Here is a 13,867-nt window from a genome sequence, read left to right as displayed (position 1 = left end):
AGGTTTTCGCCACGTCTTACAACTCACGCCGCCTTGGCGACGTGATACTCCTTGATCGCAGCCATCTTGATAGCCGGATAGCGTTCCGCTTCATAGCGCAGCGAAAACGCATCCTGCGCCAGAAACACCGGGTCACCGTCCAGATCGCGGGCAATATCGCCGCGCTTGACGGTCAGGAATTTCTCCATATCCGAAGCCTGATCCGAGGAAATCCAGCGGCAGATCGAGAAACGCGACATTTCAAACGAAACCGGCAGGCCGTACTCGCCCATCAGCCGTTCCTTCAGAACATCCAGCTGCAAGGCACCGACAACGCCGACGATGGCGGGCGATCCGTCTTCGGGAGAAAACAGCTGTACGACGCCCTCTTCGGCCATCTGGTGAAGCGCTTCTTTCAGCTTCTTCGCCTTCATCGCATCTTCCAGCCGCACGCGGCGCAGAATCTCGGGCGAGAAGTTCGGTACACCCTGAAACACCAGGTTTTCCCCCTCGGTCAGCGTGTCGCCGATGCGCAACGTGCCGTGGTTGGGAATGCCCACCACATCGCCCGCGAATGCCGTATCGGCAATGTGTCGCTGCGACGCGAAGAAGAACTGCGGTGCCGTCAGGCCCATCTGCTTGCCGGTACGCGCCAGCCGCGCCTTCATGCCACGCTCCAGCTTACCGGAGCAGATGCGCGCAAAGGCAATGCGGTCGCGGTGGTTGGGGTCCATATTGGCCTGAATCTTGAACACGAAGGCCGTCATTTTTTCTTCGGCCGCGTGAACCGTTCTCGTATCGGCCACCTGGTCGCGCGGTGGCGGCGCAATGTCGCCGAGAGCGTTGATCAGGTCTCGCACACCAAAATTGCGCAGCGCGGAGCCGAAGAAGACCGGCGTCAGATGTCCCTCCAGAAAGGCCTCGCGGTCAAAAGGACGGCACGCCTCCAGCGCCAGCTGCGTTTCCTCGATAAAGGCCCCGCGCTCGTTTTCCGGCAACCGGCTGGCCACGTCCTGCGGGCCATTCACCTGCGTTGCCTCGACTTCCGTGTCGGAACCGCGAACCTTGTTGCTGGCCAGATAATAGGAACCGCAGAAGCTCTTGGAACGACCGATCGGCCAGGTGATCGGTGCCGTGTCCAACGCCAGCTTTTCCTCGATCTCGTCGAGAATTTCGAAGATGTCTCGGCTTTCGCGGTCCATCTTGTTGACGAAGGTGATGATCGGAATGTCGCGCATGCGGCAGACTTCGAACAGCTTCAGGGTGCGCGGCTCGATACCCTTGGCGGCATCGATGACCATGATGGCGGCATCCACCGCCGTCAGCGTGCGGTAGGTATCGTCGGCAAAGTCTTCATGGCCCGGCGTGTCGAGAATATTGTAGACCTTGTCGTCATATTCGAAGGTCATCACCGAGGTCACGACCGAGATGCCGCGCTCGCGCTCGATTTTCATCCAGTCGGACCGCGTCTGGATGCGATCCTTCTTCGCCTTCACTTCACCGGCCAGCTGAATGGCGCCGCCGAACAGCAACAGCTTTTCGGTCAGCGTCGTCTTACCGGCGTCCGGGTGCGCGATGATAGCGAAGGTGCGGCGGCGGGAAACCGCCTCGGCGAGTGTTTCGGGCATCAAACAAATCCTGTGGAATTGCGCGGTATCTAGCGTTTCGGGGCCGCTTTTGCAATTGACCTTGGCGCGCACAAGGAAAACTAATGCCGCATGACCAAAGAAAACCAAAATCGCCCCGCCCTGAATCTCGTTCGTCTGGACCATGCACAGGGCATCGAGCTGCCTTCCTACGAGACGCCGGGAGCGGCTGGCATGGACCTGCGTGCCGCCGTCGCCGGGGATGCGCCGGTGGTGCTGACACCGGGCGCCCGCGCACTGGTGTCCACCGGCTTCATCTTCGAAGTCCCCCAAGGTTTTGAGGCGCAAATCCGCCCGCGCTCCGGCCTTGCCATCAAGAACGGCATCACCTGCCTCAATTCACCGGGAACGGTGGACAGCGATTATCGCGGCGAGGTCAAAGTCATCCTCGCCAATCTGGGCCAAGACGATTTCGTCATCGAACGCGGCATGCGCATCGCCCAGATGGTCGTAGCGCCCGTCACTCAAGTGACCGTTGTCGAGGTCGACGAGACCTCGGATACCGCGCGTGGCACCGGTGGTTTCGGCTCTACCGGCGTCTGATGGCTGACAACCCGTTGCAATTTTCCGCGCGGCATACGTGAAATTGTTCACTTCTTGTTCTTGTCTTATCATGACCGTTGTGCAAGGTTGCAGGGGCGGACACTTACACGCGTGATTGAGCGTTTTCTAAAGTCCGCCTGTTGGGGGCTTTCATGGTTGCGCGCGTCAATACGGTGGCATTTCAGGGCATAGAGGGCGTGCCGGTCGAAGTTCAGGTCATGGTCGCACCCGGCAAGGTCGGCATGCAGATCGTCGGCCTGCCGGACAAGGCTGTTGCCGAAAGCCGGGAGCGGGTGCAGGCGGCCTTGCATGCCTCTGGTCTGGCGCTTCCGGCAAAGAAAGTCACGGTCAATCTCGCACCGGCTGATTTACCCAAGGAGGGAAGTCATTTCGATTTGCCCATCGCGCTGGGCCTGATGGCCGCCTTGGGTGCCATTCCTGCGGATGCGCTGGGTTCCTATGTTGTTCTGGGCGAGCTTAATCTGGATGGGACCATTGGCGCCGTGTCTGGCGCGCTGCCGGCCGCCATCGGCGCAAACGGGCAGGGTAAAGGTCTCATCTGCCCGGCAGACAGCGGTGGAGAAGCGGCATGGGCCGGTGCCGACTTCGATATTCTCGCTCCGCGCAGCCTGATCGCTCTCGTCAATCATTTCCGCGGCACACAGCGTCTTTCGCGACCGGTTCCAGCCATCCGCGCCCATCCTGCAAACCTGCCGGATCTTGCCGATATCAAGGGGCAGGAAAGCGCCAAGCGCGCGCTGGAGGTGGCCGCCGCCGGAGGGCATAATCTGCTCATGGTCGGTCCGCCCGGTTCGGGCAAATCCATGCTGGCCTCACGCCTTCCCTCCATTCTGCCGCCGCTGTCGGCGGCGGAATTGCTGGAAGTCTCCATGGTCCATTCCATTGCCGGGCAATTGTCCGGCGGCAAGCTGTCGGATCGTCGCCCGTTCCGCACCCCGCACCATTCCGCCACCATGGCAGCCCTTGTTGGTGGTGGCCTGCGGGCGCGGCCGGGGGAGGCCTCGCTTGCCCATCACGGCGTGCTTTTTCTCGATGAATTCCCGGAATTTTCGCCGCAGTCGCTGGATGCGCTGCGCCAGCCACTGGAAACCGGTGAGTGCATCATTGCCCGCGCCAATCATCGCGTCAGCTATCCCGCAGAAATCCAGCTCGTTGCGGCCATGAACCCATGCAAATGCGGTATGGCGGGCGAGCCCGGCTTTACCTGCGCCAGAGGGCCGCGCTGCCTGACAGATTATCAGCAGCGCATTTCCGGCCCGCTGATGGACCGCATCGATATCCGCATCGAAGTGCCGGCTGTCTCGGCCGCAGATCTCATCCGCCCCATGGCCGCCGAAGCCAGCGTCGATGTCGCCCGCCGCGTCGCCCGCGCTCGTGATCTGCAGCAGGACCGTTTCGCGACCGCCGGTTTCAACGGCATCCGCACCAACGCCCGCTGCTCAACGGCGCTGATCGAAAAATTCGGTGAACCCGATGCGCCAGGCCTGCAACTGCTCCGCGACGCCGCCGAAAAACTGAAATTCTCCGCCAGAGGCTACCACCGCATCCTCAAGGTCGCCCGCACCCTGGCCGATCTGGACGACAAGCCCACCGTCGGCCGCATCCATCTGGCCGAAGCGATTTCCTATCGCATCGCAGGTGAGCGATTGACGGCGGCAGCGTGAGGGGAAATCACGAGCGAACCTTATTGTCATCCTAAGCCAGTCACAGGAGAAGCGCCGATGGTGGCGTTCACCCCCACTGTCTGCCGGCATCTCCCCCACAGGTGTGCAGATCAACAAAAGGCATACTCAATGCTCCGAACGTAACGGTCGGAACGATAGCTCTGGCAAAACATGCTCTCGTCCCGCCGCAACTTTTAAGACGTCCAATGATAATGCCCCCAGCGGATCTCCCCCCTTGAGGGAGAGATGCCCGGCAGGGCAGGGGGGGAACGGCACATTCAGATCCTCATCAAAATTACTTCCCAACAAAATCAGTACCTTAAATGAAAATCTGAAAAAACAGCAAAAAACACCCCGCAGTTTTCTCCACGGCTCGCGAATCGACCGCACACTGGTCCCGTTCCGCCCTCGGATACACCGCAAGGCGTTGCGGCGAGGCGGAACCGGCGCTGGTGGTGAGGGGGTACGCAACCCCTCATCGCCGGGGTCCGGCAGCGAATCCCCCCGGCGGCAACGGGTGGGGCGTGGCACCGGTTTCGGACCGGCCGGTGCACCGCCCCCGATATTCGGACCGGATCGGCATGCCTGCCTCGAATATCCAGACGGGTTTCGAGATCCAGGCAGTGTCGCTCCTGTCCGCCCGCCGCCGGGTGTACCGACAGCTCATCGGCTCCTGGTCGAACGCGACCGTGAGGAGTTTGAAGCGAAAGTCAGGCGGTACACAGGCAAACGCTGCATCTGCCCGGCATCCTCGAAGGGGGAGAAAGGGCAGGTGCGGCCGAACTGGCAGGTGGAATGTTTCGGCAACGAAGCACCCGCCGCCCGGAGGTAAAGGGTTGGACCTTGAACATGTCCGACCGGTGAACCGGCAGGGTTTCGGCCCTTTGCCATCCGGGATGCGCCAGCCGTGGCAAGAGGATCGCTGGCGGGCACAAACCGCTGAACGGGGCGCTGAAAGGTGCCAATATTAGACTACCCAACGAGGCAGCTTGCAGCGCCCCGTCCGAATACCATGGCCGATGAGGCTGTGGACCCTGAGAAGAAAGCACACCACGGGCAGAGGCTGCCGCGTGAACGGCGAAGCCTGCGCAAAAGGCTGGCCGGGATTTTTGACAGGATGGCTATGGGAGAACGCAGCCGCCTCATCTTCAACGTTCAAGAGGAGCGAGAGTTAGCCGCGATTCGATCTCCCCACCTGTGGGGGAGATGCCCGGCAGGGCAGAGGGGGTAAGCCACATCCGCGACGTTCGTAAGAATCGTCATACGGAGCGCACCTCACCCTTACCGCTCCATCAACGAACCGAAAAAACGCTCAAAATCCCAAACCCTCAAACAGGGCCGTCGACAGGTACCGCTCGGCAAACGACGGAATGATCACGACGATGGTCTTGCCCGCATTCTCATCCCGTGCGCCGATCTTGCTCGCAGCCGACAACGCAGCACCGGAGGAAATGCCCACAGGCACACCTTCGAGGCGGGCAACGAGGCGGGCGGTTTCAAAGGCTTCATCATTGGTGACGGTGATGATTTCGTCGTAGATTTTCATATCGAGAACGTTGGGCGCAAAGCCCGCGCCAATACCTTGAATTTTATGCGGGCCGGGGGAGCCGCCCGAAAGAACCGGGCTGTCGGCGGGCTCGACGGCCACGACCCTGATCTCAGGCTTGCGGGATTTCAGAACCTGACCGACACCGGTGATCGTGCCGCCCGTGCCGACACCGGAAATGAAGATATCGACATCACCATTGGTATCGTTCCAGATTTCTTCCGCCGTCGTCCTGCGGTGGATATCAGGATTGGCCGGGTTTTCGAATTGCTGCGGAATGATCGCATTGGGCAGTGTTTCGGCCAGTTCATGCGCTTTGGAGATCGCGCCCTTCATGCCCTTGGGGCCTTCGGTCAGAACCAGTTCGGCACCCAACAACGCCAGCATCTTGCGCCGTTCGATCGACATGGTCTCTGGCATGGTCAGGATCAGCTTGTAGCCTTTTGCCGCCGCAGCGAATGCAAGCGCAATGCCCGTGTTGCCTGACGTGGGCTCGATCAGCGTTGTCACGCCAGGGGTAATCTTGCCCTGCGTTTCCAGCGCTTCGATCATGGCAACGCCGATCCGGTCTTTGACCGAAGCAATGGGGTTGAAGAATTCGAGCTTCGCCAGAATGGTGGCTTTGACACCCTTTTCGTTGGCCAGCTTGTCGAGACGCACCAGCGGCGTGTCACCGATCGTTTCGGTGATCGAGGAATAGATCCGTCCGCGTCCCGGTTTTCTGGCTTCAGACATGACAGGCTCCCATTGTGCAAATGCATCAGAATTTTGCGCAGAATAGGAGGAATGGTCCGATCACGCTAGAGAATGAGAATGCGTATGTGGAGTCATTCCTGGCATATCGTTCTCAAAATTGCAGCTTTGTCGACACGATCATTTCAGGTCGCGCGCGTGGCGATCATCGCTGCTGTTGCCGCCAGAATCCCGGCGGCGGTACGGTTGAGGATGGTCAGCGCGCTGGGGCGCTTCAACAGGGCCCGGGCCTTGGATGCCAGCAGAATGTAGGGCAGCAGCACTGCCATCAGCACGGTGAAGGTCACTGCCAGCAGGGTGATGTATTCGGTGCTACCGATCACGCGGATATCGATGAGCGTCGGCACCAGCGCCACGTAAAACAGCATGGTCTTCGGGTTCCCCAGCGTGATGAGCAGTCCCGATAGAAACGACATGGCGATGCTGGTGCTCTTCTTCGCCTGCAGATCCTTCGGCAAAATTCCTGCTGTCCAAAGTTTCCAGGCGATATAAAGAAGGTATATGGCACCTGCTATCTTTAAGACCATGAAGGCCTCCTGAAAGGTCTGTGCCAAAAAGGCAAGACCCAGGATGACGGCGGTCAGATAGACCATATCGCCCAGCACCAGACCCAGCCCCATGAAGAAGGTTTCGCGAAAGCCCGAGCCCAGAGCCCGCGCAACGATGGCCGTCATGCCTGGGCCGGGAATGGCCGCTGCAATGAAAAGGGCGGTGGCGTAGGCGAGGAGGCTGGCGATGCTCACGATCATATCCTTCGAAAACAGGAGATATCGCTATAGCATGACGACAGCGTTTGAACAGACCGGTCCCGAAACGGACAAAGCCCGCACGAGGCGGGCTTTGCTGCAAATCATTCGGCAAGCGGTCTGATCAGAGGAACGGGCGATCAGGCATATCGTCGATGCTGATTACACCGTCAGTGTTTTTGTCAAGGCGTGTGAACATTTTCTCGCCAGCGGCCGTGAATTCGGCCTTGCTGATCTGGCCGTTGCCATCGGTATCGGCCATGGCGAACATGCCGTTCATCTTGCCGCCCTTACCACCCATGCCACCCCGGCCGCCTTCGCGTCCTTCGTGTTTGCGGCCTGGCTCACCCTTGTGGTCGGCCTGTTCCGGGCCACCCTTCTTGCCATCGGGACCCTTGGCGTCTTCACGCTCTGGGCGCGGGTTGGCGGCGCGGTATGCCTCCATCTTTGCCCGGCGATAGTCGCGCATTTCCTTTGGCGTGATCGAACCGTCCTTGCTGGCGTCGATCTCGGTGAACAGCGCATCCTGGCGCGCTGCGAACTCCTCCTTGGAAACCTTGCCGTCCTTGTTCGTGTCCGCCATCTTCAAAAGATAGACATAGGCCAGTTCCGGGCGCATGGGCGGGCCGTCTCGGCCGGGGCCGCGCGGTGCCGCCATTGACATGGGTGCGGTTGTGCCGAGCACGAGCGCCGCTCCAAGAGCTGTCAGGGCAAATTTACGAATTGTCATGGTCTGTACCTTTCAAATGCTGTCCCTGATGGAAAGGTAGTGCCGCCGTTCTCCCTTCACCAGTTAAACATCAGCAATGTGCATGACAAATCGGTAATGCAGGTCAGGCCATCGGCAATGCCTTGAGAAAGCCTGTCAGATCATCGGTGATGAAATCGATGTGCTCGTCGCTTGCGGCGGGAATTTCCCAGCGCTCCATGATGACGCCTTCGAGGTTGCGCGGCACCAGCAGCACCGTCTTCATGCCCAGCGCCTTGGGTGCCACGAGATTGCGCGGCAGGTCCTCGAACATCGCCGCCTTGTTCGTGTCGAGCTTGGCAAGGGCTGCGAATTTCTCATAGGTCGCGCTGGCGGGCTTGGGCAGATAATCGGCCGCGACGATGTCGAAGATATCCTCGAAATGGTCGACAATACCCAGCGCACCGGCTGCCGCCTGCGCATGCGGCACACTGCCATTGGTCAGAATGAACTTGCGGCCCGGCAACGCCTTGATCGCCTCACCCAGCTCCGGGTTTGGGGCAAGCATCGAATAATCGATGGCATGGGCCCGCTCCAGAAAAGCATTGGGATCGATACCGTGATGGATCATCAACCCCTGAAGCGTCGTGCCATGCTCATGGTAATAGTGCTTTTGAAGCTTGCGCGCCTCGTCGGGCTCCAGGTTCAGCAGTTCGGCGACATAGGCCGTCATGTTCGTATCGATTTGCGAAAACAGGTTCACCTCATGCGGGTAAAGCGTGTTGTCGAGATCGAACACCCATTCGGTCACATGGGAGAAAGCGGCGGCGTCAGGTGCATTTTTCGGTTTCGTGCTCATGCCCATTCTTATGCAACGGCTGGACCGCAAAGAAAACGGAAAAGGCGACGCCGTGTGAGAAAAGCGACCTTGGCGGACGCGCAAAGCCCATGATACCGCCATGTCATGGAACTCTGGATCGGCATTACCTTTGTCAGCGCGTTTTTGCAAAATTTGCGCTCGACCTTGCAAAAGCACCTGAAGGCCAGCATGGGAACGACGGGTGCGACGTTCATGCGCTTTGGTTTCGGCGTGCCCTTTGCGCTTGCCTACCTTGCTTTTCTGCACTTTGGCTTGGGCAAGCCGCTTCCGTCAACCAACGCAACGTTCGCAATATGGGCCGTCGTTGGCGCCATGGCGCAGATCGTCGCGACATTTTTGCTGGTTCACCTGTTTTCCCTGCGAAACTTTGCAGTGGGCACGGCCTATTCCCGCACGGAACCGGCACAGGCCGCCATCATCGCCCTGATTGTCGTCGGCGAGAGCGTCAGTTCCGGCACGGTTTTGGCCATTGCGATATCGGTCGCAGGGGTGATGCTGATTTCCGTGGCGCGAACAGAGCTGTCCCCGACATCCATTCTGACGTCGATTTTCAGCCGCACCGCAGGCATCGGGCTGGCATCCGGTGCCTTTTTCGGCATGTCGTCGGTGGCCTATCGCTCTGCGTCACTTTCGCTTGCCCCAAGTCTGGAAAGACCGGATGCCATGATGCAGGCGAGTTTCACGCTGGTCGTGGTCATCGTCCTACAGACGCTGTGCATGCTGGGTTGGCTCGTCTGGCGGGAGCGTTCCGAATTGCCGCGTATCGCCAAAGCGTGGAGACCGGGCATTGCTGTGGGGTTCGTGGGGGCAACTGCCTCGTTCGGCTGGTTCACCGCCATGACGCTTCAACACGCTGCGGTGGTCAAGGCGCTGGCGCAGGTCGAAATGCTGTTCGCCTTCGCCTCGACGGTGTTTTTCTTCAAGGAAAAAATCAACAGGCTGGAAGTGACAGGATGCCTGTTGATCGTGCTCGGCGTTTTGTCGTTGCTCGCATTTGGCTGAGCGACAAGGTTCAGGGAACGATGAGCGTGCCCGCGCCTTCCGTGAAGATTTCCAGCAGAACCGAGTGGGGCGTCTTGCCGTTGAGGATGACGACGCCCTGAACGCCCGCCTTGATGGCTTCGATGCAGGTTTCGACCTTGGGGATCATGCCGCCGGAAATCGTGCCGTCCTTGATCAGTGCGCGGGCCTGCGAGACCGTCAATTCCTTGATCAGTTCCTTGTTCTTGTCGAGAACGCCTTCGACATCCGTCAGGAACAGCAGGCGGCTGGCATGCAGCGCGCCTGCGATGGCACCGGCAAAGGTGTCGGCGTTGATGTTGTAGGTCGCACCGTCACGGCCAGGCGCCACCGGTGCGATGACCGGGATCATTTCGGACTTGGCGAGAAGGTCGAGCAACGTGCGATCCACCTCCACCACTTCGCCGACGAAGCCGAGGTCGAGAACGCGCTCTATGTTGCTGTCGGGGTCGATGACCGTCTTCTTCGCTTTTTCGGCAAAGACCATGTTGCCATCCTTGCCGCACAGGCCGATGGCCCATTCGCCAGTCTGGTTGATGAGGGCAACGATTTCCTTGTTGATCGAACCAGCCAGAACCATTTCGACGATTTCGACCGTCTTGGCATCGGTGACCCGCAGGCCCCCCTCGAATTTCGATTCGATGCCCATCTTGGAGAGCATGGCGCCGATCTGCGGGCCGCCGCCGTGAACGACGATGGGGTTGATGCCCGATTGCTTGAGGAGCGCGATGTCTTCGGCGAAGGCTTTGCCCAGGCTCGTATCGCCCATGGCATGGCCGCCATATTTCACGACGATGGTTTTGTGCTCGTATTTCTGCATGAAGGGCAGGGCTTGCGCCAGAAGTCGAGCCTGCATTTCGCTTTCGGAAGACGTCATGGGAAAGAACCTCGTCGTTGATTGTGGCGCTTTTAACCCAAGTTTTTGACGGATGAAACAACGGACAGTCATGCGACCGCAGAAAGTTGAAACGTGATCGCGTCGTTTATCAGCAACGATTGACATGCGAGACCAATCGGACCAGCTTTGCAACAGGGGAGATGTGCGTCGCCAGCGGGTTGGGCTACGCACCAAGCCAGGAGTTCGACGACGAATGACCTTGCCGGATCGGGAGAAGCCAAGCGGGTTGCGCGATGAGGTGCTAGCAGGCGAATATGTTTTGGGAGCCTTATCCGACGATGCCCGGGCGGTCCTTGCCAGACGCATCAAAACGGACCGTCAGTTCGCCGCGACCGTGCGTCGCTGGAAGACTGGCCTTGCAGAAAACGACAGGCGGGAGCGTCGGGTGTTTTCTAACTATGTGAGGGACGCGTCTCTGGACCACGCCCTGCGCCGTCCGCACGACAGGCTGCACCGCAGTATCTACGGGAGATTTTCGATCGTCCTGTCGCTTTGGAATTCTGCGCGCTTCTGGCGACTGACGACAATTGCGGCGATGCTTTGGGCGATCGTGCTGCTGTTTGCAGTCGCTTGAGCGGCTGGTGTGAGGTGACTGTCGCCACCTCATTATTCTCAGCCGACACTCACCGTCCGGACGATTTCAGCCCGAAGGGTGTCCAACCCTGACGATTTCTCTGACGATGTTGCCAGAACCTCGGGGTAGGCCGCCGGACGCTTGCGGATTTTCTCCATGGTCTCGCTGATGAGGCGCGGGACGCCGGCGTCCTTGATCTTGTCGGTTTTTGTCAGCACGACCTGGTAGGATATGGCCGCCTTGTCGAGGATGTTCAAAACATTCTCATCATTGGCTTTGATGCCGTGGCGGGAATCGATCAGCAAGTAGACGCGCTTCAAGGTCGCGCGTCCACGCAGGTAATCAAACACCAGCTTCGTCCAGGCATCCACGTGGTCCTTGGGCGCCTGCGCATAGCCGTAACCCGGCATATCGACCAGCGCCATGGGCGGAAGATCGCCCGCTTCACCGGAATAGCCTTCAGGAACGAAGTAGTTCAGTTCCTGTGTGCGGCCCGGCGTGTTCGACGTGCGCGCCAGCCCCTTATGGCCGACGAGCGCGTTGATCAGCGACGACTTGCCCACGTTGGAGCGCCCGGCAAAGGCGATCTCAGGCGGTCCTTCAGGTGGCAGAAACTTCATGGCGGGCACACCGCGAATGAAAATCCAGGGCCGCCCGAAGAGCGGCTTTTCCGTCGCCGGCTGGCCGCTTTTGCTGTCGCCCGTCATTTGGTTTCCACCGGCTTTCGTTTGAACAACGCCTTGATGTTGTCGAACAGCTCGATCTTGGCGCCGTGGCGCTTCATGATCACGGCCTGCTGGGAAATCGACAGGGTGTTGTTCCACGCCCAGTAGATGACGAGACCGGCAGGGAACGACGCCAGCATGAAGGTGAAGATCAGCGGCATCCAGGTGAAGATCATCGCCTGTGTCGGATCTGGAGGCGTCGGGTTCATCCGCATCTGCATGAACATCGTGATACCCATGATGATGGGCCAGACGCCGATCATCAGGAAGTGCGGCACGTCGTAAGGCAGAAGACCGAACAGGTTGAAGAGCGATGTCGGATCTGGCGCTGACAGGTCGTGGATCCAGCCGAAGAACGGCGCATGCCGCATTTCGATTGTGACGTAGATGACCTTGTAGAGCGCGAAGAACACCGGAATCTGCAAAAGCATCGGCCAGCAACCGGCCACCGGATTGATCTTCTCTTCCTTGTAGAGTTGCATCATGGCCTGCTGCATGGCCATGCGGTCATCGCCGTGCTTGGCCTTGAGCTCTTCCATCTTCGGCTGCATGCGCTTCATGTTGGCCATCGAAGCGTATTGCTTGGAAGCCAGCGGGAAGAACAGAAGTTTGACGACGATGGTGGTCAGAAGGATCGCAACGCCGAAGTTGCCGATGTGACGGAAGAAGAAGTCCATCAGTTTGAACATCGGCTTGGTGATGAAGTAGAACCAGCCCCAGTCGATCAGAAGATCGAACTTCGGAATGCTGTACTCAGCCTCGTAGCGATCGACCAGAGGAACTTCCTTGGCGCCCGCGAAGACGAGGTTCTTCAGTTCGATCGACTGGCCCGGAGCAACGGTGACTGCGTCTGCACGGTAATCGGCCTGATAGCGCGGCTGACCATCTGTGAAATGGGTGTAGCGGGATTCGACAGGAATGGTCTGCGGGGGAACAATCGCTGCTGCCCAATACTTGTCGGTAATGCCGAGCCAGCCGCCCGTAGCCTTGGGCGAGGTGAAGGGCTTTTCCTCGATATTCTTGTAGCTTTCTTCCGTCAGGCTTCCGTCTGCACCGGCAACGCCGAGAAAGCCTTCGAAAATCACGAAGACCGGAGGGGTGGCAGGCTTGTTGTTGCGGGTGATGCGGCCATAGGTCGAAAACGAAATCGGCTCCTGGCCGGGATTTTCAACCTTGTCGGTGACGGTGATCATATAGTGATCGTCAATGGCAAGCGTGCGGGTAAAGACCACGCCCTTATCGTTGGTAAAGGTCAGCGCAACCGGTGTCGTTTCCGTCAGCTTGGAACCGGAAGCCGCCGTCCAGACAGTGGAGGGACCGGGAACCGTGCCCACCGCTTCACCGGCGATGTAACCGAGTTCGGTAAAATAACCGTCTCGGGTGTCTGAGGGCGAGAACAGGGTGATCAGCGGGCTCGAATCGTCCACGGTCTCGTGGTAATCCTTGAGGCGGATATCGTCCAGACGTGCGCCGGTCAGATTGATGGAACCCTGAATGGCGTTGGTGTCGATCTGAACGCGGGGAGACTTGGCGAGTGCTTCGTCACGCGAAACGGTTGCCGCCTGCTGGGCGGTTGCGCCGGGCAGCGCCCCTGCGGGCGTCGGCGCGCCGGGTGCGGCGTTCGTCGTTGTTTGCTGGCTCTGCTGGGTCGCCTGCTGAGCCTGACGCGCCTCCTCGGCGCGGCGTTGCTGCTCGATGCGCGGGTTCATGTACAGGAACTGCCAGGCTAGTACGATGACAACCGAAAGGCCGATCGCGATGAAGTAGTTGCGGTTTTTTTCCATCATTCTTTCCTGGAGCGGGTCTCCCGGGAGCGGCCCGATTTCGCGCGTCCCTCGATCCGCTCTCTGAGCAAGTGTTCCAGTACGGCAAATTCGGTCTTCAATACATCCCTGCGGGCGACAATCACATAGTCAAGTCCGGGCTTCATGGAAGACCCGGCTGAAAGCCTGACGGCTTCCTTCAAACGGCGTCGCATGCGGTTGCGCTCAACTGCGTTTCCCTGCCGTTTCGTCACGGTGAAACCGACCCTTGGAGCGGTTTCGGGCTGTTTCCGATCCAGCACTTCGAGAAGGAAAGTGCTGCCTCGTCTTTTTTCTCCTGCCTGGACAGCAAGAAACTCCGGTCGGTTTTTCAACCGACCGGGTATGTGTCTATCATGCGTCATATGCCACGACTTTCATC

The 13,867-nt window shown here is 59.4% G+C and carries 13 protein-coding genes; 4 read left to right on the top strand and 9 right to left on the bottom strand.

The window, feature by feature from the left end:
• Positions 1 to 23: 23 nt before the first annotated feature.
• The gene (locus tag EKM04_RS18540) at positions 24 to 1,607 is read right to left on the bottom strand and encodes a peptide chain release factor 3 (protein ID WP_183896620.1); all 1,584 of its coding nucleotides are present in this window, start codon (positions 1,605 to 1,607) and stop codon (positions 24 to 26) included.
• 90 nt (positions 1,608 to 1,697) lie between these two features.
• On the opposite strand from EKM04_RS18540, the gene dut reads away from it, so the two are divergent.
• Together dut and EKM04_RS18530 are read left to right on the top strand one after the other, a co-directional pair.
• Complete coding sequence (gene dut / locus EKM04_RS18535; protein ID WP_183896619.1) at positions 1,698 to 2,168, top strand: dUTP diphosphatase; 471 nt, start codon at positions 1,698 to 1,700, stop codon at positions 2,166 to 2,168.
• Between the two features lie 152 nt (positions 2,169 to 2,320).
• Positions 2,321 to 3,853 (top strand): YifB family Mg chelatase-like AAA ATPase, encoded by a 1,533-nt coding sequence (locus EKM04_RS18530; protein ID WP_183896618.1) that lies wholly within the window; start codon positions 2,321 to 2,323, stop codon positions 3,851 to 3,853.
• 1,312 nt (positions 3,854 to 5,165) lie between these two features.
• On the opposite strand, the gene cysK is transcribed toward EKM04_RS18530, so the two are convergent.
• From cysK to EKM04_RS18510, 4 genes are all read right to left on the bottom strand, one after another.
• Positions 5,166 to 6,134, bottom strand: coding sequence for a cysteine synthase A (gene cysK / locus EKM04_RS18525; protein WP_183896617.1), 969 nt, complete (start codon positions 6,132 to 6,134; stop codon positions 5,166 to 5,168).
• A gap of 143 nt (positions 6,135 to 6,277) precedes the next feature.
• Positions 6,278 to 6,901 (bottom strand): LysE family translocator, encoded by a 624-nt coding sequence (locus EKM04_RS18520; RefSeq protein ID WP_210290111.1) that lies wholly within the window; start codon positions 6,899 to 6,901, stop codon positions 6,278 to 6,280.
• Positions 6,902 to 7,022: 121 nt separating this feature from the next.
• A complete protein-coding gene (locus EKM04_RS18515; RefSeq protein ID WP_183896615.1) occupies positions 7,023 to 7,628 on the bottom strand; it encodes an EF-hand domain-containing protein in 606 nt (201 codons plus the stop codon).
• 103 nt (positions 7,629 to 7,731) lie between these two features.
• Positions 7,732 to 8,445: a pyrimidine 5'-nucleotidase gene (locus EKM04_RS18510; RefSeq protein WP_174151956.1), complete on the bottom strand. Its 714-nt coding sequence runs from the start codon at positions 8,443 to 8,445 to the stop codon at positions 7,732 to 7,734.
• A 105-nt stretch (positions 8,446 to 8,550) separates the two neighbouring features.
• Here EKM04_RS18510 and EKM04_RS18505 point away from each other — a divergent pair, with 105 nt between their 5' ends.
• Complete coding sequence (locus tag EKM04_RS18505; protein WP_174151957.1) at positions 8,551 to 9,468, top strand: DMT family transporter; 918 nt, start codon at positions 8,551 to 8,553, stop codon at positions 9,466 to 9,468.
• A 10-nt stretch (positions 9,469 to 9,478) separates the two neighbouring features.
• On the opposite strand, the gene argB is transcribed toward EKM04_RS18505, so the two are convergent.
• Positions 9,479 to 10,363, bottom strand: coding sequence for an acetylglutamate kinase (gene argB, locus EKM04_RS18500; RefSeq protein WP_174151958.1), 885 nt, complete (start codon positions 10,361 to 10,363; stop codon positions 9,479 to 9,481).
• 214 nt (positions 10,364 to 10,577) lie between these two features.
• Here argB and EKM04_RS18495 point away from each other — a divergent pair, with 214 nt between their 5' ends.
• Positions 10,578 to 10,958 carry a hypothetical protein gene (locus EKM04_RS18495; RefSeq protein ID WP_183896614.1) on the top strand — a complete coding sequence of 127 codons (381 nt, stop codon included), beginning with the start codon at positions 10,578 to 10,580 and terminating at the stop codon, positions 10,956 to 10,958.
• A gap of 38 nt (positions 10,959 to 10,996) precedes the next feature.
• Here the strand turns inward: EKM04_RS18495 and yihA are convergent, their stop codons facing one another.
• From yihA to rnpA, 3 genes are read right to left on the bottom strand one after another with little or no spacing between them, the layout of a single operon-like run.
• Positions 10,997 to 11,665, bottom strand: a complete 669-nt coding sequence (gene yihA, locus EKM04_RS18490; RefSeq protein WP_174151960.1) for a ribosome biogenesis GTP-binding protein YihA/YsxC — start codon at positions 11,663 to 11,665, stop codon at positions 10,997 to 10,999.
• On the bottom strand, positions 11,662 to 13,467 hold the full coding sequence (gene yidC / locus EKM04_RS18485; protein ID WP_174151961.1) for a membrane protein insertase YidC: 1,806 nt from the start codon (positions 13,465 to 13,467) through the stop codon (positions 11,662 to 11,664). The genes yihA and yidC overlap by 4 nt, the downstream gene beginning before the upstream one ends.
• Complete coding sequence (gene rnpA / locus EKM04_RS18480) at positions 13,467 to 13,850, bottom strand: ribonuclease P protein component (RefSeq protein ID WP_174151962.1); 384 nt, start codon at positions 13,848 to 13,850, stop codon at positions 13,467 to 13,469. Before rnpA ends, yidC begins: the two co-directional genes overlap by 1 nt.
• Positions 13,851 to 13,867 lie beyond the last annotated feature (17 nt).

Source organism: Rhizobium skierniewicense Ch11 (assembly GCF_023757665.1).
Lineage (GTDB): Bacteria > Pseudomonadota > Alphaproteobacteria > Rhizobiales > Rhizobiaceae > Agrobacterium > Agrobacterium skierniewicense.
The sequence above is the reverse complement of the archived record's forward strand: the minus strand, read 5'-3'. Positions and strand labels throughout refer to the sequence as shown.